We start from the raw sequence: 21,427 nt of genomic DNA, 5'->3' as shown, positions 1-21,427 counted from the left end.
TGATTGTCAGCAGTCTGCAAAAATAGGCAAAAACAACATACAAAAATAAAAAGACAGCTTTAGGGGTGTCTTTTTTTGTTCATTCCCTGCCTGTGTCATGTTAAAATGGTTTTTTGCATCATTTTGATGGCCATTTATGACATCGCTTATAAGCACATTCTATGACTAATCAAAAAGCCAATCATTCTGTGAGTATCGGTCAGCTGTCAGATTTGACAGCGTTAAAAGGCGATGCGGTTGTTATTAGCAACATGCTAGATAATGCACTCAAGCAATTTTCCAAGCTTGAGTTATCAGCAGGACAACGGTGGCAGTTGTTAAGCTATCTTAATATGCTGTTGTTTTGGAACAAAGCCTATAACCTAACTGCCATCAGTGAGCCAAAAACCGCTTTTATTAAGCACATTGTGGATTGCTTGGCAATGGTGGCACATTTGCCAGCTGACCGTTTGGCGGTTGATGCTCTTGATGCCCCCATTCGTTTGTTAGATGTGGGAACGGGAGCAGGATTGCCAGCGATGATTATCGCCATTTGTCGCCCTGATGTGCAGTGTGTGGCATTGGACAGTAACCAAAAAAAAATACGCTTTATCAAGCAGGTTGCCAGTGAGTTGGGCGTTCGTAACTGTTTGCCAGTGGCGTCACGCATTGAAACCCATATTGAAACCCACACGGACAGTTATGACTGGATAACCTCAAGAGCATTTGCCAATTTGCAAACGTTTGCTGATATGGCCATGCCTTATTTGACAGAATCTGGTCATCTTTTGGCAATGAAAGCTCGCCTGCCAGAGGTGTCGCATTTAAAGATGGATTTTGTGGCAAAAAACAGTGATGGTCAATCTATTGACCATACTGATGTCAAAATCGATGCCAAAACCGATATGATGTTATCAGAGACTGCTGAACAGTATGCGCAGCTATCACAAAACTGGCGCATCAAACTTATCGAACTTGACGTACCCTATTTAGATGAGCCACGACATTTGGTTACCATGCAGTCATACTGACCTAATATTCAAATTATTTGTAGCAAAGGTGTCATATTTCTTATGATGGAAATCATTGCAATCGCCAATCAAAAAGGTGGTGTTGGCAAAACAACCACAGCGGTTAATTTGGCTGCAAGCCTACATGCCAAACATAAACGAGTTTTGTTGATTGACCTAGACCCACAAGGCAATGCCACATCTGGCACAGGCTTGGACAAATCAGAGTTACAATTGACCATGGCAGATGTGTTGCTTGAAGGCGTGCCTGTACAACAAGCGGTGGTAACATCACCATCGGGGTTTGACGTGGTGGGAGCAAATAAAGACTTGGCAGGCATGGACATTACTCTGATGGGTAAAACCGACAGCCATAGGCTATTAAAGACCGCCCTTGGCCGCTTAAAAGACACGCAAGAAAATCAAGCAAAACCTTATCATTATGTTCTTATTGACTGCGCTCCAAGCCTAAATCTATTGACCATCAATGCCTTGGTGGCGACACAAGGAGTCATCATTCCCATGCAATGTGAATATTACGCATTAGAAGGATTGGCGGATTTATCCAGTACTCTTGATCGCTTAACTGAGCTAAATCCAGAGCTACATATTAGGGGAGTGGTGCGAACTTTATTTGACAGTCGTAATACTCTGGCTAACGATGTTTCTGATGAATTAGATGCCCATTTTGGTGATATTATGTATCGCACTTGCATTCCTCGTAATGTTCGCTTAGCAGAAGCCCCAGCTCACGGCATGACCGCCATTGATTATGAAGCCAATTCTAAAGGGGCTAAGGCTTATCAAAAACTTGCTAACGAAGTCATCAAACAAACCAAGCAAAAAACCAAGCAAATGTCACTTTCTTTGCAAACAAAAACGCCTTAATTTAATGTGGTTATCAATTCATTATTCATATTTTGACTGAATAGGTAGTATTCATGGCAAAAAAAAGAGGTTTAGGCAGTAATCGAGGGTTAGATGCCTTGCTAGGCTCAATCAAGCGTGAAAAAACCATCACCACTGCATTGACAGACAATGCGTCATTACATTTGCGTTTGGACACATCAAGCGATGACAATGCTCAAAGCGCTGTTAACAGTGATTTTGTTACCAACGATTCTGTTAAAAGCGAGGAGGTTGCCACCAACATTAAGCCATCGCTGGGCAAACGCAACAACTCTACCAACGTCATCAACACCCCCAGCACAGATGTGGGAAATGATGCTGACATCAGTCTTATCAAAATTGACATCAGGCGATTACAGTCTGGCAAATATCAGCCCAGACGAGACATGAGTGAGCCTGCTTTAGCAGAGCTTTCTGAATCCATTCGCCAACATGGCATCATGCAACCCATTGTCATCAGACCGCTATTAGCCAATGAAGACAAAACTGATGGGCAAGTTACTCACGAAATCATCGCAGGTGAGCGACGTTGGCGAGCAGCAAAAATGGCAGGTGAAACACACATACCTGCCATCGAGCGGGTATTGTCTGATGAACTTGCCATCGCTTTGGCACTCATCGAAAACATTCAGCGAGAAGACTTAACCATCATGGAGCAGGCCGAAGCTTTGCAACGGTTTCATAGTGAATTTGACATGAGCCATGCCATGATTGCTGATGTGGTGGGAAAGGCACGCACCACAGTATCTAACTTACTGCGACTTAATCAATTGCACGATGACATCAAAGTATGGCTAAACCAAGGTGATATTGACATGGGTCATGCCCGAACCTTGCTGTCATTATCACAAGAGCAACAACCCATCATTGGCAAAAAAATCATCGAACAAGCCATGACTGTCAGAGAAGCTGAAAAATTGGTGAAGTCGATTTTAAAACCAGAACGCAAATCTTCTGAACAAGCCCAACAACAACGGCATGGCCATGATATTGAACGGCTAAATCAACGTTTGTCTGACCATTTTGGGGCGGTGGTGAAACTGAAACAAAAAGCCAATGGTAAAGGCAGTGTGGAGATATTTTTTGATAATGCTGAAGAATTATCACAACTGCTGAGTCAAATGCACTACCAAGAAAGCTAGCAAAAGGGCTGGCAAAAAGATTGACAAGAATACTGACTGAAAAAAAACATGAAAAAACAGCAACACACACTCTGTAACATTGGTTTATTCATTCACCAAAATACTTTATAATGCCATGTTTTAAAGCCTGTATTTGGCACAAAATACTGTGAATGAAAAATACTGTGAATAAAATATGGGCATTGAATGCTGTGAATATATAAGCATTCATATTAAGCGTTTGATATTAAATCTATTGGGTTTAATGGGTCGTTAGGGTTTGGCATTATGTGGGAGTTGGTAAAAGCGGGCGGTTGGCTGATGACGCCTATTGTGTTGTGTTCAATATTGGCACTCATCATCATCATTGAGCGGGCAAGTCAATTACAGCTGGATAAAGTTGCTCCTAAACGTTTGCGTGAACAATTGATTAATCGGCTTAGAGAAGCTGATGACATCAGTCGCACTCAGTTGATGAATGTTAAAGAAAAAAATCCGCTTGGTGATATCTTAGCCACAGGTCTGTTATATCGGCATTATGGTGTGGAATCGATGACCATGCACATGCAAAACCGTGCCAGTGTGCAAATCCATGCCCTAGAAAAAAACATCAACATGCTAGGAACAATAGGGGCGATTGCTCCGCTATTGGGGTTATTAGGGACGGTGCTTGGCATCATCAGCTCATTTTTAGCAATCAGTGATGTTGCCATGCAAGACCCAACCATGCTGGCAGCAGGCGTGTCGCAAGCGTTGATTACCACAGCGGCAGGCATGATTGTTGCCATTCCTGCGTTGGTGGGTTATCGATATTTTCAGCGTCGCATCGTGGACATCAATGCTGAGTTTGAGACCCAAGCTGGGCTGATGATGCAAGAGTTGTATGATTTTAACTTGATGCCATCTTATGAACACCGCAGTTCAATGCCCATTGGGGCAGATCCTTTATATGTCAGACCTGCTGACGCATCACACCATTAGTCAATCAATCATGATGAACCAATCATGACAAATCAGTTAAAAGGATGGCGTATGCGTTTTCGTAAACCTATCGTTGAACCTTTAGAAGTCAATTTAACGCCAATGATTGACTGTTTGTTGTTTTTGATTGTATTTTTACTATTGGCAACGTCATTTAATCACTTTAGTAAGCTGAACATCGTTTTACCCGAAGCACAGGGTGTGCCAATTGTGGAAGATGACAAACGCATTGAAGTGGCGGTACAAGAAGATGGCAGTTATTTGGTCAATGGCATCTCCTTGGCAGTCAGTAACGAAGCTGAGCTGATAAACATGATTCAGCAAGAAGCAGGAGATGATCGCAAATTGTTGTTTGTCATTGCTGCCGATGCCAATGCCACCCATCAATCGGTGGTCAGTGTCATGGATGTGGCGGGTAAAATGGGGTTTGTGAACATGAATATCAGCACCGTTGTGCCAGTCGGACAACTGCCAACCAGCACAAACCTCACTCCAACAACATCAACACCATAAACAAAACCGCCAATGCCATAAATTGCTGGTTTTTGTCGGTTTATGCCATCATTGGCTTATATATCATTGGGTTATATTCAGTCATCTATGCCACAGTTACCCCCTAAGATAAACGTTTTATATCGCTTAAGTTCTCCCAAACACCCTTTTCGTCGCTTGATGCGTTACGTCTATCCGTATTGGTGGGCAATGCTTCTTGTTACCCTTGGCTTTATCATCAACTCTGCCACAGAAGTCAGTATTGCCAAAATATTACAGCAAATTATTGATGCCATCGGTCAAAACAATCAAGCACAAATGTCATTGTTGCCTTTGTTGGTCATTGTGTTATTTGTTGCTCGTGGGCTAGGGGCGTTTTTGGGTAATTACTTTTCTGCCTTGATTTCTCGCAATTTGGTCTATGAACTTAGGGTGGCAGTTTTTAATAAATTATTGCGTTTGCCAAGTGGCTTTTATCTTAAAAATCCTGCAGGAACAATCTCGTCCAAACTGATTTTTGATGTGGAGCAGGTTACCGCTGCCAGTACAGACTCACTAAAGACCCTTATCCGTGATGGATTTACCATCTTTGGGTTGTTGGTCTATTTGTTGTATTTGAATTGGAAGCTCAGTTTGCTGTTGTTTTTGGTATTGCCGCCCATCATGGTGTTGGTGCGTTATGCCAGCAAACAGTTTTTAAATTTATCCAAAGGCATTCAGCAGACCATGGGTGAAGTTAGCCACATCAGTAATGAGGTCATTCATGGCTACCAAGTGGTTAAAAACTATGGTGGACAAGACTATGAACAGCGACGCTTTAATAAGGCATCTAAAAGCAACCTTGAGCAAGGGCTAAAAGTGGTGGTGGTTGCAAGCATCAACACCCCAATTATTCAGCTATTGTTGGCGATGGCTCTGAGTGCCATCATGTGGATTGCCATGCGTCCACAAGTGTTAAGTGGCATCAGTGCAGGTGAGTTTGTGTCCTATTTGGTGGCAGCAGGGTTAATCGTCAAACCTGTACAGAACTTAACCGACATCAATCAACGATTACAACGTGGGGTTGCTGCCGCTGAGTCGATTTTTGAGCTATTAGACCACCCTGAAGAAGAAGATTTGGGCAAACAAAGTCGAACCATAAAGGGAGTGATTGATTTTGATGGGGTCAGTTTGGTCTATGAAGACGGTACGACCGCCATTGATGAATTCAATTTACACATTGCTGAAGGAGAAACAGTCGCTTTTGTTGGGCGGAGTGGGGCAGGCAAGACTTCATTGGTCAACTTACTGACTCGCACGTTGCAACCGAACACAGGCAGTATCCGTATTGATGGTGTCTTGCTTAATGACTACAGTTTGGCATCACTTCGAAACCAAATCGCCATGGTCAATCAACAAGTGATTTTGTTTAATGACAGCGTCAAAAATAACATCGCTTATGGCAAACTTGCTGATAAAAGTGATGCTGAGATTCAGCAGGCGATTAAAACCGCTTATGCCGATGAATTCATTGCAAAGTTACCGCAGGGCATTGATAGCCAAATTGGGGCAGAAGGGTTGCAGCTGTCAGGAGGGCAGCGTCAACGTTTGTCGATTGCCAGAGCCTTGTTAAAAGATGCTCCGATTTTAATTCTGGACGAAGCCACCAGTGCATTGGACAATGAATCTGAACATTTTATCCAACAGGCGTTAAACAACGTCATGAAAAACCGCACCACTTTGGTCATTGCTCACCGTTTAACCACCATTGAAAAAGCGGATAAAATTGTGGTCATGGAGCAAGGCAAAATCATTGAGATTGGCTCGCATGACACTTTAATGAGCCAAAATGGCGTCTATTCCCAGCTTTATCGACGTAATTTTGATGAAAATTTGCCTGTTTAAATAATGTGGTTGATGTCAGTGGCTGATGACTGATGAAAAGTGTAAGTGTATTGTCATACTAAAAATACCAAAAATAACATAAAAATAGCCTAAGCAATTTTTAATATAACCAAACTCAAATTTACCATCAGAAAAAACGAAACCAAAATAAAATCGCCACAATAAAAAGGCTAACTCAAAGTCAGCCTTTTTGTCATACATCAAAAAATTAAGCTTACGATGCCAATGCTTTAACCGCTTTATTCAAGCGACTCTTATGACGAGCGGCTTTATTTTTGTGAATAATGCCTTTATCTGCCATGCGGTCGATGACAGGCACTGCTTTATTAAAAGCTTCTGTCGCCGCTGCATGGTCTTTATTGTCAATGGCAGCATTGACACGCTTGATGTATGTACGCACCATAGAGCGTTGTGATGCAGTATGCTGACGACGTTTGGTATTTTGACGGGCACGTTTACGAGCTTGTGCAGAGTTTGCCACGAGCGTCTCCTTTAAAGAATGAATGTGAGCATCTAAAAATAGATGGCAAAATAAAAATGATGCGATTGCTAAAACAGCAATGATAAACAAAGTGGTCATTTGCCAAGATTGTCGTGATATTGGTTTGATTGGGAATAATTTAACATCAAATCAAACACCAGCAACAATCAAAGTGGGTGATTATAACAAATTTTATACCCATCAACAAGACAGCCATCTTGTTTTTATTTTTAAGGTTGACACATTTTAAACGTTTTCATTTCAAAGCCATCAAATATGCGATACAATAATCTCTAACGGTTTTAGTCATTCAACAGCTTTAATCATTCATAGTGAATTAATTATAGTGAATCTTTTTTGTCATGCAAAAAAAAGCCATTATCATCGGAGCAACAGGACTGGTCGGTGCTAAGTTGGTTGATCAGCTGATTGCTTTATATCAGACGGTGATTGTCATTGCTCGTACGCCTCCCAAAAAAATGACCCCAACCACACATTTTTATCAGCTTGCCAACTTTGATCATTTGTCAGAGTTGTTTGCCAGTTTGAATGTTGATGGCAATACTGATGCCTTTAGTTGTCTTGGTACTACCAAAAAACAGGCAGGCAGTCGTGATGCTTTTTGGGCGATAGATTATGACATCAATCTGACTTTTGCCAAACTATGCCAACAAAAAGGGGTGGCACAATTTTTTTTGCTGTCATCCATGGGAGCAGATAAAGACAGTCGTTTTTTTTATAATAAAGTCAAAGGTGAGCTGGAAGATGCCATTAAACAGCTTGGGTTTGAATGTGTTTATGTGTTTCGCCCAGCACTGTTACTTGGTAAGCATAAGGGTCGTCCATTGGAGGCCGTCAGTCAAGGATTGTTTAAAATGGTGTCGCCACTTGTGCCACAAAACCTTGCCGTACGTCCCATTTCAGCAGGTCGAGTGGCAGCTGCCATGGCGATTACGGCACATCAATCGCATCAACGCTTGTCAAAACACAGACATCAAAACCAAAATGGTAATGGTGATAATGCACAAACCAATGGTTCAATAACTGTCATCAATAATCAGCAAATGCTGATGATGACCTATTTAAATTGATGGGTTTAAATGCAGGAGGCATTTAAACCCATGTTTTTAAACCCGTGTTTTTAGGTTAGGGCAAATCCATGCAAGTGTATTTGGTTGGTGGGGCAGTGCGTGATGCTCTGCTTGGTCTTGACAATCAAGACCAAGATTATGTGCTTGTTGGTGCAAACGTTCAGCAGATGTTGGACTTGGGTTATTTACCCGTTGGGGCAGATTTTCCTGTGTTTTTGCATCCACAGAGTAAAGCAGAATTTGCCCTTGCCCGCACCGAACGTAAACAAGGCATGGGTTATTTGGGTTTTGAGGTGGACAGTCGTCCTAGCGTGACGTTGGCAGAGGATTTATTAAGACGAGATTTGACCATCAATGCCATGGCAATACAGCTACATGGGCTTGATGACTTAACTCCGATTGACGGCACAATCATTGATCCTTATGGTGGAAAGCAAGATTTGCAAGCACGTCGCCTTAAGCATGTGTCTGACGCATTTGCTGAAGATCCGTTGCGAGTGTTGCGAGTGGCACGCTTCTATGGGCGTTATAAAGGCATGGGCTTTGACGTAGATGACAGCACTTTAATGTTAATTTGTGCCATGGTGGCATCAGGCGAATTAAACGGCCTTACCCGTGAGAGAGTGTGGCAAGAGACCAGCCGTGCGATGATGCAAGATTATCCCCATGCTTACTGGCAGTTGTTACAACACACCAATGCCATGCAAGTGATTTTTTCTGGCATATTCCCCACATTGGTTGATTTGAGCGATGATGGGTTGTTGGCAGTTGCTTTACGGTTGTGTGCTGATAGGTGCTTGAATTTATCACAGCGTTGGGCGGTGTTCACAGCGATGATGGCAAAAAGCTATGACGAGAAAACACATGGCAAAACGTATGATAACAGCCGATTGCAGACACAACAAAATCAATCTTTTAACCACAATACAGATGTTGATGTCGATGCGTGGCAAATGATGATCCAAAAGTTGGATAAAAGCATCACAATCCCCAAAAAAATCAGCAAATTTGCTCAACTGACGGCTAAAAATGCCCTTATGATGGACAAACTGCTGATGCACACTCTACATTCTGTTGCCATGACAGATTCATCAAATGTCAATACAAACGCAAAGTTATCCAATCAAGCTCAGATAATGACCGAATTTATCAACACCACCAAAGCCAATAAGGACGCTAAAACTTGGCAACAAATATATGATGTGCTGACATTGATGAAACAAGCACAAATGATGGTACAAATGCAACATGCCATTAACGCATTTTGTGCGGTGGGCATGAATGACATTGAGCCAAATTTAAGCGGACAAGCCATTGGCAAGGCATTAAATGAAAAGCGGCAACAGCGGATAAGACAAACTTTGTCCTAATCTTTTTATGATAGACATGTTCATGTTCATAAAAAATGGGCTTAATGTCATGCGATGTTTTTTATAGACTGACGTTTCTTATGCAACCCCAGTGATTAAAAAGTCAATTTTTTAAAATCAATTAATTGGTTTGACATTGATGTCTGGAGCAGGGAGGTCCCAAATGCGGAATTTGCCCGCATCAACAATGGCAATCTGTTGAGCGATTTGGGCATTATTGGGGTGTTTTTTTTGTAGGCGATGTAGACGCTGTAAACCAGCTGACACATTATCTGCCATGATTTCTGCTTGTGCCATGGTCTGTTCAGCTTCCACCGATCCTTGATTGGCGGCGATGTCTAAGTATTTTTTGCCTTGTTTATATGCCCCACCTTCTGACAACAAAATACCATAAAGTAGATTGGCATCGACATCATTGGGTTTAAGTTTAATCGCTTTTGCCACGTAATTACTGGCAGCAACGGCATAATCTGACCCCATGTCTAAGTTGCGAGCCATTCCGTTAAGTTTGGCTGCACGCATCAACACATCATAAGACGCATTGGGAGCATCAGCAAATTGAGCAATCCATGTGGCATAAGCTTTAATGGTTTGACTGGTATGGTATTGTTGTGAGCGGTTGGGGAAATTGGGGGGATAGTGGCGAACGTTTGGCTCAATGTCTGCCAAAAATTCATCTAACAGCGACACGTCAATTTGAGCATTACCCGTGGTGCTTTGGTTTATCAATACTGTGGGAATAAAAGCCAAATCAGAGACGCTAACAGATGGTGTGGGAATGTTGGGCAATGTGCTGGGGTTAAGGGGCGTGCCTAACATTTGTATGGTTTGTGCGTTGGCATGGCTGGCGGTTATGGGGGTTATGGACACCAACAATGATAAAGCAGAAGCCGTTATCAACGCATTGATTTTATGAGATGTCAAGTTAAAAACTAAAAAGGGCATAAAAAAGTTGTCCTATTATCAAGATAAAATAAATGTCCAAATGAAAACAAGCCTCCCATTAAACACAAAAATGAGTGGGTTTTCCATTGTTAAGCTGTTACAAAACTGTATTCATTACTGTGTTCATTCTCTTAAGTTAAATGCTCTTGATTTAAGGCTCTGAATTTGACATACTCCCACCACCAAACCTAGCGGTTATGATGGGGGAATCTTTGCGACCCATAACAACCTCAATTTAGATTGAGTTGCTACCTTTCGTCATGCCACCATCGCTGAATAGTATCGGCATGAGGGAACTCTTTACACAGTAGCAAGTCCTGCCACATCAGCTAATGCTTGTGCTTTTTATGGTTCTTTACCATGTTTTTTACACCTAAATCTTCAAGTGCATGACTGGTGGCTTGGTTTTCGCAAATCAGTTTATGGGTGAATTTATGGTGTTTATGTTTATATGGTGTCAGTCTAAACGCTGGTTGCGTACTTTTTCATGAATACGAGCAACGGCTAATTTTTTGAAATATGGGTATAATTTAGCATTGTTTTTATTTAGTGTCTATGACATTAAAAATGATACGCCACTTGCTTCATGCGATTTGCCAGCCAACGCATGGTGATGCGGACAGGTAAAGACAGCTGACTGCCCCCATTTTCTAACGCCATGTGCCGATGCTCCAATTCTTCTTTATCCATCTGTTGTAAAATTTGGCGGCTGCGGTGGTCATCAATGGGCAGTTGTGCCACATGCTCTTGTAAATGTTCGCTGACTTGAGCTTCTGTCTCTGCCACAAATCCCAAACTAAATTCATTGGAGATGAATCCTGCCACTGCCCCTAGGCCAAACGAAAGCCCATACCAAATAGGTGTGAACACGCTAGAATGACTGCCAAGCTCGTCTAGGCGAGTTTCACACCAAACCAAGTGGTCAACTTCTTCTTGGGCAGCATGGTTCATGGCAGACCTGACCGCATCATTTTTGGCACTAAAGGCTTGTCCATGATATAGCCCTTGAGCGCATACTTCACCAGTATGATTAATACGCATCAATCCTGCCACATGGCGGGACTCTTGGTTACTAAGCTTAGGTAAGATGTCATCACTGACAGGCAAGGCTCTGGTGTGCAAATTGCTATGGGGAATGATGGCTCTTAGCGACTGGTCAAATTTTTGTATCAGTCGGTCATGTCCATTTAACTGACGCTTAGGTTTTGGTGAAGTTGTGCCATGATTGGCTGTCATAACGCCCCCCTTTAAAATCACTTAAAATCACTAAAATCACATCGATTTAAAACACATCGTCTGTGGTTTGAATGTTCATGCTACCAGCGTGTTTGTGGAGTTTTAGGTATAAAAACCCACCAAAAATCAAGTTTAACACACCTGTTATCAAAAACAACTGGGGCAGACTTAACGACAGCACTGATAAGGCCATGATGGCAACAATGGCTGACGTTACCATAAAAATGGCGTTAAAAATATTATTCGCCCCAATCACACGAGCCCGATGACTTTTGGGGGCATAAGCCTGCATATAGGCGTATAACGGCACAATATAAATGCCCCCACTAAAGCCCAAAAAAAATAAATCCATAAATACTCGCACGCTGCCATCAACCGCCAAAAGCTCAGTGATGCCAAGTAACTTATCAGCAGAAATCTGAATGTCGCCAATGCCCCTTAATGAAAAAAACAAATTAATGGCAAACACACTCAAGCCTGCAATGCCAAACGGCAACAACTTTAAGCTCACTTGGTTTTTGGTGAATTGCTTACAAAGTAATGACCCAATCGACACCCCAACCGAAAACAACCCCAACATAAAAATAACCACCACTTCATTGCCATGCAAAATCGTTTTACTAAACTCTGGCACTTGCGTTAAAAAGGTTGCCCCATAAAACCAAAACCAACTGTTGCCCAAAATGATAAAAAACAACAGCGGAAAACCATATAAAAATTGAATGGTCTGCCAGCTGGTGGTGATGATGTTCCAATTCACTGTTAAATTGGGCTGAGTGGCAGGTGTGTGAGGAATGTTTTTAGCTCCCATCAACCCCACGATTGCCACCAGCACCACGGTGGTGCATATCCACACATAAGCATTGGTTAATTGGGTTAAAACCCCTGCCACAATCATGCCAAGCAGTATTGATAATGATGTTCCCATTTGGAACAAACCATTTGCCCCCACCAGCTCATCTTCGTGCATGACTTGGGGCAAATAGGCGTATTTAATTGGACCAAAAAACGTTGATTGTGTGCCTAATAAAAACAACGCCACAAACAACAACCAATACAGCTGCATAAAAAAACCAAAAACAGCAATCACCATGATGACAATTTCTAAAATTTTAATGTTTACCGTCAATTTGGACTTTTCGTATTTATCCGCCAACTGTCCTGCCAGCGCAGAAAATAAAAAATAGGGTAAAATAAACAACATCGCTGCCATATTGTTTAAGGTGCTGATTTCCATGCCCATTTGGCTTGCGACATTGTAGGTCAACACCAACAGCAGGGCCTGCTTAAACAAATTATCATTAAATGCTCCCATAAACTGGGTAATGAACATGGACGTAAAGCGTTTTTTGGAAAATAATGCAAATTGACTGGACATGGTTGCCCCTACTGAATCAAACCAATGACGACACAAAAAACCAAATGAATAACATGAATAAAGCCAAGTAACCTGATGCTCAAGGTAGCATAAAGGTGGCTTTTTGGCTATGTTATCATGATGATACCTGTTAGAATGCAGACGTTTTATGCTTAAAACACTGATGCTTAAATACCAAGACCTCTAAACGATATGACTGATGCCATGACCAAACACCCACTTTATTTAATCATGAATTATCAACGACTTTCACGCCTTTTACCCACTTACACAACAGGGCAATCATCAAGGCAGTTACGGTATGTGGGTGTTAGTGTGCCTTTTGTGCTATTGGCAGTCATGCCAATCTCTGCCGTGGCAGTCATCGATGTGGCACAATCAGCAAATTTTGAACAAAAAATGGTAGAATTTAACCAGTTATTCACCCAAAATGATGGACAACAAAAGCCATTGTTAGATGATGCTCACGTTGATGAAACTTTAACAGCACTCAGGCTAAAACAAGCGGTTGAAGCAGGTATCATTGATGAAAAAGTACTCGAAGACTATCGCAAAAACACATTAAAATCGTTGCAAAGCACTCAAACCGTCAGTCATGATGACGTGAATGCTCATAATAATGACGTGAACAGTAAAACCAATCAAGGGCAACTCATCAACGTTGATGATAAGGGTGATAATGACAACGACAATAAGTATGGGCAAGACGATGATTTAAGCAACGACCTGCCAGCCGATGGTTTACCGCAAGCCAGCAGTTGGCAGAACTTACAACAAGCTGTCAAACACGCTCAAGCTCAGCAGTATCACATGCAAAGCATTCAAGAGCTTGAACAACATGCTCAGCAAGTGGCGACTTATACACAAGGTTTGCTTAGTTCGCCTAAGTCAGTGCCAGTTGCCAAACTTGATAATACAACACCCAATGTTCAACTGATAAAAGAAGACACATCAACCAATAAACTCTCTGAAACGGCTCAACAGATTAATGATGTTGTTGAGCAAAACCAACAAGACGTACAAACTTCTTTAGGACAATTTGGCTTTGAGCAAATCCAAGCTCACACTGAGCAAATTGAGCAACAGCCCCCCACAAACGCACCAAATCAAACAACACCAACAATAAATGTCTTTAAACGCTTATATGCCAATCTGTTTTCAGATGGTTATTTGCCGTTACCTAAGCTAGATGCCAATATTTATCTAAAAGTGCCCGCCAATGATGGCAACCCTGATAATGACCGATTGGTTAAAGTTGATACCAATAGCCAACCTGCCAAAAACATCAAGGCATCATTAGAAGATTTGTTTGTCGAATCGGTTGCTGATTTTAAAGCAGCATTACCCAAAATCAGAGAAACCGCCAAAAGTGCTGCCGAAGCGGTTGGCTATTATGACGTGCAGATGCAATTTGTGCAGACTGACAGCAACAGCATCGATGTCATCATCGACTCAGTGGGTGAACCTGTCATCGTTGATAAACGAGTGGTCGAAGTACGTAACATTGATGGCAGTGGTAAAGAGCCTTTAACTGCCATGCAAGATTATTTGCCGCCATTACAAGGCGAGGTATTCAATCATGGTATTTATGAAGCCAGTAAACAGGCAATTTCTCAGATGGGAAGTCGTTTTGGTTATTTTGATGCCAGCTGGCTAAGTCATTCTGTTGATATTGTGTTGCCTGATAACACCGCTGACATTGCCTTGCTATATGATGCAGGACAGCAATACGACTTTGGCGATGTGGTTTTTTTTACTTATGATAAAGACAGCCAAAAGCTGACCACTGACCCCAATAAATTGCCTGTGAAACCAGAATTATTACAACAGTTGCTTACCTTTAAAACAGGGGAAAATTATCATGCACCAGCGATAACCAAGTTTAGCAATGATTTATCTGCCACCCGCTATTTTAATACGGTTAATGTGGAGACAGTGTTGCCACAACGTGGTGTACAGGCTGGCATGCCATCGGAGACGACTACAGATGATGACAATTTAAATTTAGATGGTTTAAATCATGATAACTTGGATAATGATGCCCCAGATAATGGTAACTCAGATAACTTAGATGGCTTGGAAAACATTGCCCCCATTGAATTTGAAATTGACACTGACATCGAAAATAAACTGTTTGCCATTGAGCAAAAGGCACAGCAGTTATACAATCAGCCAGATGATAGGGTGTTATTGGAAGATGACACACAAAGCACCACTTTACTTGGTAAAATCAGTGATAAAATCAGCGACATTGCAGGCAAGCTTGACCCATTGCCTGATAATCGGTCTGAACATGTTGAACGTCCTGTGCTTGCCAATAAAATCACCCCTGAGCAGGTTTATGACAGTAAAAAAGTGCCTGTTTATGTGTATGTGCAAAGTGATAAGCCCAGAGATGCTCAGGTTGGTTTTGGTTATGGCACAGACTCAGGCATGCGATTGACAGGTCGCTTGGATTACAATCTGGTGAATCGAGATGGCTATCAAGCAGGTGTTCAAACGTCATTATCCAAAATTAATAAAAATGTCAGTGCCTATGTCAGCCGACCATGGAAGCACCCACTTGATGATACCATTAAGGCAAATGTCAAGTACGAAGAAGAGCTGATTGACCAAGGGTTTGGCTCGTTTAGTCTGCAGTCAAAATCCATCTTGGCAGGACTGTCACGCAATGTCATTAAAGATTCAGGTTGGAATAGAACCTATTCTATCCGCTATCGATATGACAACCTTAGCTCTGATATCGATGCGTCTTTTTATCGCAATTTACCCATTCGCTTTGCTGCTGGTAATGATACCCAGCAAGCGTTGCTATTTGGTTATGGCTTAAGCAAAACTGAAGCTGATGACCCCATCAACCCAAATTTTGGGGTGCGGCAGTATTATTCTGTTGAAGGTGGGGCAAAGTCGCTGCTGACCGATACCAACATGATCATCGCCAAAGCTGGTGTGAGTGGGGTGTATGGTTTTGGTGAGGGCTTGAAACATCAAGTCATCGGTGGCTTAGATGGTGGCTATATTTGGGCAAAAGATTTTTTTGAAGTGCCTTATAAGCTAAGATTTTTTGCTGGGGGTGATCAAAGTATTCGTGGTTATGATTATAACAGCTTATCACCATTAGAGTTTGATTATCTGTATGGTGGACAAGTATTGGCAGTGGCCAGCTTTGAGTATAACTATGAATTTTCCCCCGGGTTTCGTGGTGCGGTATTTACTGACGTTGGCAATGCTTATGATGCTCATTTCACCACCGATACCAAAGTGGGGGCTGGGTTTGGCATTCGTTGGGCATCACCAGTTGGTCCTGTTCGGGTGGATTTGGCCGCTGGCGTGAGTGAAAATGACCCACCCATTCGTTTGCATTTTTTTATTGGCTCACCATTGCGATGACTGTATTGGTTTATCGTGGTTGGGCATCATTCTTATCGTTGTTATGTCGTTGTCGTTGGCTTGTCATTGCGACACATCGCAAAAAATGGCAGATGCTTGTTTAAATATGTTATAGTTTGTCCGTTTTTTTATTTGTTGATGATTATCTATCTATGGCACAGCCCAATTCAACTGACCCTAAAGGCGGTGATTCTCAGACCAGTAGCCCAGCCAAGCATCAATCTAAGGCGGTTAAACGCTGGACTCCGCTTGGCTTTTTAATCAAGCTGTTTTTGTTTGTGTGTTTGTTTTTTACGGCGGTGTTGGTGGCATTTTTTTACGCTGCTGGCACAGAGCAGGGAACTGAGTATTTATTGAATAAAATTGCTCAACAGACGGGCATTGGCTTTAAATACGGTCGGGGCAACCTAAAAGATGGGATTTGGATTACTGACATCGACATCGATGCCAACCAAGACATTCACATTGGGGTAGATAAGGTGTTTGTTAAGATTGGCTGGCGGGCGGTGTTTTCTAGACAAGTGCATCTGCGTGAAGCCAGTATTCATCATTTGGTCATTACCAATCGCCAACCACCAACTGACGAACCTTTTGATTATAAAACCTTACAACTGCCAATCAATCTGCGTTTTGATGCCGCTGATATTAACCGCATTACCTACAATCAAGCAAGCAAAGACCCCATACATGTTACTGATGTGGCGGTCAATGATTTGACGTGGATTGGAACTCAGCTTAAGTTGGGTAAAGGGCAGCTATATTATCATGACATGCTTAGCGTCCATGACCTAACTGGCGACATGGATTTAAAAGGCACTTATCCACTGGATTTGTCAGCGGTGGTGCATGTCAATGCGTTGGATAAGGCGTATGTCGATGCCCTACAAATCACCGCTCAGGGCAGTCTTAAACGATTACATGGCACGGTTAAAAGCCAATATAATCATGCAGACGTTCAGGGTGAATTTTTGGCACAACCGATGGACAGCAATGCACCATTTTGGGCAAAGTTGCGTTATGAAAAGCTTCATCTGCCGTATGCCAATGAACAAAACATCATCTTGCAAGATGGGCTGGTCATCGCTTCTGGCATCACATCAGACATTGATTTGCGGATTAACACTCAGCTGTCTGGTCAGGACATTCCCACTGGACACTATCAGGGGCGAGCCAAAGTTGATGTTAATAACAGCTTATTAGACATAAAACAACTCATCGCAGATACGCCACATGGTCGTCTACATGCTGATGGTTTGATTGACTGGTCAGATGCGGTGGACATCAAGGCGACTGTCAACTCAGATGATTATGCGTTACGTCAGTCATTATCACCTGAGTATCAAGAGTACCAAGCTTATTTGCCACAAAAATTAGATGGCACGTTGCACTTTCATTTGCTGACGCAAAACGCTCAAGGCAATCTTGAAACGGACATGGTTCTAAACCAGCGTGATGGCGAATATGTGCAAGCCAACATCATAAAAGTCGAAGATAAAAGTAATAACCAACAGCCTTTACTGATAGATGCCAGCTGGCGACAGCTTAAACGGCAAAATCTGCCAGATATTGGCAACATCGACAGCGACCACGGCAACGTAAAAGTTAAGATGCAAGGACAACGTTTAGATGTGCAGGCCAATGCTCAAATCAACGAGTTAAACGTTGCTCCTAAAGGCAATTATGTTGTCAATGTCCATAAAATGGGTAGCCGTATTGACTTATCACAGGTTGACTATCAAGGCGTGGTGGGTCAGCTGTCAGGGAATGGGCAAATTAACCTTGCCAATCGTGGCAAACCCTTAAACTGGCAAATTCATGCCAGCACCGAGGGTTTGTATCCTAACCGTTATCAAGACAATTTACCAATCGATAAGCTGACAGGTGTTATCCATGCCAGTGGTAATCTGGTGGTGGATAATCATGGTAATCAGCAACATCACATCAGCATACAAAATAGTGATTTAAGTGCCTTGCTTGATGCCAGCCAAGATAACCGACAAATCAACATTGGTGGCACAGGCGTTGCCAACATACGCTTGGCAGATGGTGAGCTGACTGCATTTACCGCCGATTTTGACGGTGAGCTTGGTACGACTGATGTGCCAAAGGGACGTATTCTCTTGCAAGCCCGTGGCACTGCCAATGACATTCGTATTAATCAGCTGACGTATCAAGGCAAAGCAGGTCATTTAGATGGCACAGGGCGAGTTCAATTAGGGGGCAGTCGCCTAAGCTGGGACATTGATGCCAAGCTACAAGATTTGAATACAGGCTATTTTATCACCGATAATCCTACCATCATCACAGGCAAGCTTAATTCACAAGGCAGTTGGATAAAGGGTAAAACCGAAGCAGAAACAGGGCAGTTGGGTGATTTTACCGCCAAATTTGCAGGGCAAGTTGATACCGATAAATTGCCAGCAGGTAATTTGTTGGTTGACATCAAAGGTAATGCCCAAGTCATCGACATCAACCGATTGTATCATGATGGTGATGCAGGTAAGTTAGATGCCAAGGGAACACTTGACATGCGTCAAGGTTATCACTGGCAAGTCAATGCAGAGATGAACAACTTTAATTTGGGTTATTTTGTCAAAGACATGCCCAGCCGTCTTAGTGGACATTTAGACAGCACAGGCAGTTGGCAGACCAATGCCCAGCGTATCCAAATTCAAGACATGAATGTCTCTGGGCAACTCAAAGGTCAACCCTTTAAGGCACAAGGGGCAATTAACGTACAAATGCAGTTGCCCAAAGACATTAAAGGCCATCTCAATCGCCTAAAATCAGCTGACACAAACAGTCAATACAACCAAGTCAATGACATGATTGATGCTTTACAGGCAGATAATCTGGTCATACGTTGGGCGGATAATTATCTGACTGTCTCAGGTGATAAGCAACAACTGCAAGCCAAAGTCAACATCACCAACCTTGACCAATTAAACTCACGGTTAAACGGTGAAATTTCTGGTGGCATGAGCATGCTACAGACCGAAAACAGTCGTCTACCAACGTTATATGTTGATGTTCTTGCCAAACGTTTGGCGTTGCCTAACTTGCTGTTGGCAAGCGGTCATGTCAAAGGCAAACTGGTGGATTTGGGTAACAGCCCCAGTCAGCTAACCGTGCAAGCGGTGGATTTAGAAACCGCCAATCAACAAATCAATCAGCTTTATTTGGTGTTTAATGGCACAATGGCAAAACACACCGCCCAAGTTAAAGCCAAAAAAGATGACAGTCGGTTTTCTGGTTTACTGACAGGAGAGTATGATACCCAAACCATGCGTTGGCAAGGGGTGATGGCTCAAGGTGAGCTTGCCAGCCAAGGCACGGTATTAAAACAACAACAACCCACGCAAACAGTGCTAGATGTTGATAACCAATCGCTAAAAATGGCAGCTCACTGCTGGCAGACCAATGATAAAGCAGGTCAGTTTTGCTTAAACCAACCGTTGAATGTCAATAAAAATTCAGGTAACGTTAACCTACTGATTGATAACATAGACACCAAGCTGTTTGCCTTGGCGATGCCAAAAGATATCCGTTGGCGTGCCAAAGTACATGGCACAGCAAAGTTATCATGGCAACAAGGTCAAAATCCTGTCATCGATGCTGCCATCTATTCACAAAATGGCAAAATTGGCATGGTTCAAGATGGCACAGGTAACATTGACATTCCTTATGACCGGGTATCACTGCGGTTAATCAGTCAAGCCAATGGGCTAAAGCTAAGAGCTGACCTAAATAATGGACAACGAGGCAATGGCTATGTGAATGTGCTGATTAACCCAACTGCCCAAGACAAACCCATTCAAGGCAATTTGGTGGTTGATAAACTTAACTTGGCACTATTTAAGCCGTTTTTTCCAGGCATGCGAGTGTTAGAAGGGCAAGCAACTGCCAATGGGCAGCTGTCAGGCACACTAAGCACGCCTAAGTTTGATGGCAAGGTGGCTGTTCGACACGGTAGGGTAAGCATGCTTGACATGCCAGTGGATTTGCAAAATATTAATGCCACCGCTGACATTCAAGGCACAAACGCTGATATCAAAGGCAGATTTATGAGTGGTGAAGGGCAAGGCTCAATCACAGGCACGATTGATTGGCGAAATCAGCTGATTGCCAAGCTTGGGGTACAAGGTGCTCAGCTTTCTGTGGTACAGCCACCCATTTTATCTGCACGCATCAACCCAGATATTGAGATGATTGTGCGTCCAAGTGATAAATACATCTCCATCAAAGGGGTCATCACCGTTCCTAGTGCCACCATTCGCCCGCCTGAAGCCAATGAAGACATCATTGGTAAATCGGCAGACGTGATTGTGCTTGACCGCCGTGCTGTTGGCAACATTGAGCAGGTTTTGGCCGTTACCAAACCTTGGGACATCAACGCAGATATTGGTGTCGACTTAGGTCATCATGTAACCTTTAGAGGGTTTGGGGCGGTGTTGCCATTGGCAGGCGCATTGACGGTACATCAACACGGACAAGGCATCATGACCGCTAAGGGCATGATACAGGTTGCCAGACGCACCAATGTTGATGCCTTTGGACAAAGTTTGGACTTAAATTATGCTCAAGTACGTTTTGATGGTGATATTCGCCGTCCCACATTGAGCATTGAAGCGGTCAAAGAAATCAACGCAAGTACCGTGGGCTTACGAGTGAAAGGTGATGCCAGTAATCCTAATATCATTGTCTTTAATGATGCAGGATTGAGCGAACAGCAAGCCATGAATGCGTTGGTGACAGGGCGGATAGAGAATTCGTCAGCCACGCAAATCAGCGAACAGGGTTTTCGCTCAGAAGTTACCAATAACATCGCTGCTGCTGGTTTGAGCTATGGATTGCACGGCACACGCCAATTTACCAATGAATTGGGACGGGCATTTGGGTTACAAAGCCTAACCGTCAATGCGGCAGGCACGCAAGATGACACCAATGTCAATGTCACAGGTTACATCACCCCAGACCTATATATCCGTTATGGGGTTGGCGTATTCAATGCCCAAAGTACCTTGTCTGTCCGTTATCAGTTGACCAAACGAGTGTATGTGGAAGCCACATCATCACTGGAAAAATTCGTTGATGTGGTGTATGGCTGGCAGTTTTAGCCAACCATTTTAACAAACTTACCATTTTAACAAACTTAACAAA

Annotated in this window: 14 protein-coding genes; 10 read left to right on the top strand and 4 right to left on the bottom strand. The window is 42.8% G+C overall.

Going from position 1 to position 21,427, the window contains the following annotated elements; all coding sequences use genetic code 11:
- Window positions 1-161 precede the first annotated feature (161 nt).
- From rsmG to msbA, 6 genes are all read left to right on the top strand, one after another.
- Window positions 162-1,010 carry a 16S rRNA (guanine(527)-N(7))-methyltransferase RsmG gene (gene rsmG / locus WDM69_RS04550; RefSeq protein ID WP_338755800.1) on the top strand — a complete coding sequence of 283 codons (849 nt, stop codon included), beginning with the start codon at window positions 162-164 and terminating at the stop codon, window positions 1,008-1,010.
- 45 nt (window positions 1,011-1,055) lie between these two features.
- Window positions 1,056-1,877, top strand: coding sequence for a ParA family protein (locus WDM69_RS04545; protein ID WP_338755873.1), 822 nt, complete (start codon window positions 1,056-1,058; stop codon window positions 1,875-1,877).
- A 53-nt stretch (window positions 1,878-1,930) separates the two neighbouring features.
- Window positions 1,931-3,040, top strand: a complete 1,110-nt coding sequence (locus WDM69_RS04540) for a ParB/RepB/Spo0J family partition protein (protein ID WP_338755799.1) — start codon at window positions 1,931-1,933, stop codon at window positions 3,038-3,040.
- Window positions 3,041-3,307: 267 nt separating this feature from the next.
- Window positions 3,308-4,000, top strand: a complete 693-nt coding sequence (locus WDM69_RS04535) for a MotA/TolQ/ExbB proton channel family protein (protein ID WP_338755798.1) — start codon at window positions 3,308-3,310, stop codon at window positions 3,998-4,000.
- A 51-nt stretch (window positions 4,001-4,051) separates the two neighbouring features.
- A complete protein-coding gene (locus WDM69_RS04530; RefSeq protein ID WP_078306981.1) occupies window positions 4,052-4,513 on the top strand; it encodes an ExbD/TolR family protein in 462 nt (153 codons plus the stop codon).
- Between the two features lie 159 nt (window positions 4,514-4,672).
- A complete protein-coding gene (gene msbA / locus WDM69_RS04525) occupies window positions 4,673-6,376 on the top strand; it encodes a lipid A export permease/ATP-binding protein MsbA (protein WP_411350838.1) in 1,704 nt (567 codons plus the stop codon).
- A gap of 214 nt (window positions 6,377-6,590) precedes the next feature.
- On the opposite strand, the gene rpsT is transcribed toward msbA, so the two are convergent.
- The gene (gene rpsT / locus WDM69_RS04520; RefSeq protein ID WP_078306574.1) at window positions 6,591-6,857 is read right to left on the bottom strand and encodes a 30S ribosomal protein S20; all 267 of its coding nucleotides are present in this window, start codon (window positions 6,855-6,857) and stop codon (window positions 6,591-6,593) included.
- Window positions 6,858-7,219: 362 nt separating this feature from the next.
- Here rpsT and WDM69_RS04515 point away from each other — a divergent pair, with 362 nt between their 5' ends.
- Both WDM69_RS04515 and WDM69_RS04510 read left to right on the top strand, forming a co-directional pair.
- On the top strand, window positions 7,220-7,948 hold the full coding sequence (locus WDM69_RS04515) for an NAD-dependent epimerase/dehydratase family protein (protein ID WP_338755797.1): 729 nt from the start codon (window positions 7,220-7,222) through the stop codon (window positions 7,946-7,948).
- A 68-nt stretch (window positions 7,949-8,016) separates the two neighbouring features.
- Window positions 8,017-9,318 carry a hypothetical protein gene (locus WDM69_RS04510; RefSeq protein ID WP_338755796.1) on the top strand — a complete coding sequence of 434 codons (1,302 nt, stop codon included), beginning with the start codon at window positions 8,017-8,019 and terminating at the stop codon, window positions 9,316-9,318.
- A 117-nt stretch (window positions 9,319-9,435) separates the two neighbouring features.
- Here WDM69_RS04510 and WDM69_RS04505 read toward each other — a convergent pair whose 3' ends face one another.
- The 3 genes from WDM69_RS04505 to WDM69_RS04495 all read right to left on the bottom strand — a co-directional run bounded on the left by WDM69_RS04505 (window position 9,436) and on the right by WDM69_RS04495 (window position 12,877).
- Entirely contained in the window at window positions 9,436-10,263 is an 828-nt protein-coding gene (locus WDM69_RS04505; RefSeq protein WP_338755795.1) for a tetratricopeptide repeat protein, read from the bottom strand.
- A 561-nt stretch (window positions 10,264-10,824) separates the two neighbouring features.
- On the bottom strand, window positions 10,825-11,499 hold the full coding sequence (gene coq7, locus WDM69_RS04500) for a 2-polyprenyl-3-methyl-6-methoxy-1,4-benzoquinone monooxygenase (RefSeq protein ID WP_078306570.1): 675 nt from the start codon (window positions 11,497-11,499) through the stop codon (window positions 10,825-10,827).
- Window positions 11,500-11,545: 46 nt separating this feature from the next.
- Window positions 11,546-12,877 (bottom strand): MFS transporter, encoded by a 1,332-nt coding sequence (locus WDM69_RS04495; RefSeq protein WP_338755794.1) that lies wholly within the window; start codon window positions 12,875-12,877, stop codon window positions 11,546-11,548.
- Between the two features lie 204 nt (window positions 12,878-13,081).
- Between WDM69_RS04495 and WDM69_RS04490 the strand changes: the two genes are divergently transcribed.
- Together WDM69_RS04490 and WDM69_RS04485 are read left to right on the top strand one after the other, a co-directional pair.
- On the top strand, window positions 13,082-16,267 hold the full coding sequence (locus tag WDM69_RS04490; protein ID WP_338755793.1) for an autotransporter assembly complex protein TamA: 3,186 nt from the start codon (window positions 13,082-13,084) through the stop codon (window positions 16,265-16,267).
- 152 nt (window positions 16,268-16,419) lie between these two features.
- Window positions 16,420-21,384: a translocation/assembly module TamB domain-containing protein gene (locus WDM69_RS04485; protein WP_338755792.1), complete on the top strand. Its 4,965-nt coding sequence runs from the start codon at window positions 16,420-16,422 to the stop codon at window positions 21,382-21,384.
- Window positions 21,385-21,427: the final 43 nt, after the last annotated feature.

Origin of the sequence: Lwoffella lincolnii (genome assembly GCF_037201985.1) — a bacterium.
GTDB lineage: Bacteria > Pseudomonadota > Gammaproteobacteria > Pseudomonadales > Moraxellaceae > Psychrobacter > Psychrobacter lincolnii.
Note: the sequence above shows the minus strand (reverse complement) of the source record. Positions and strands in the feature narration are given on the sequence as shown.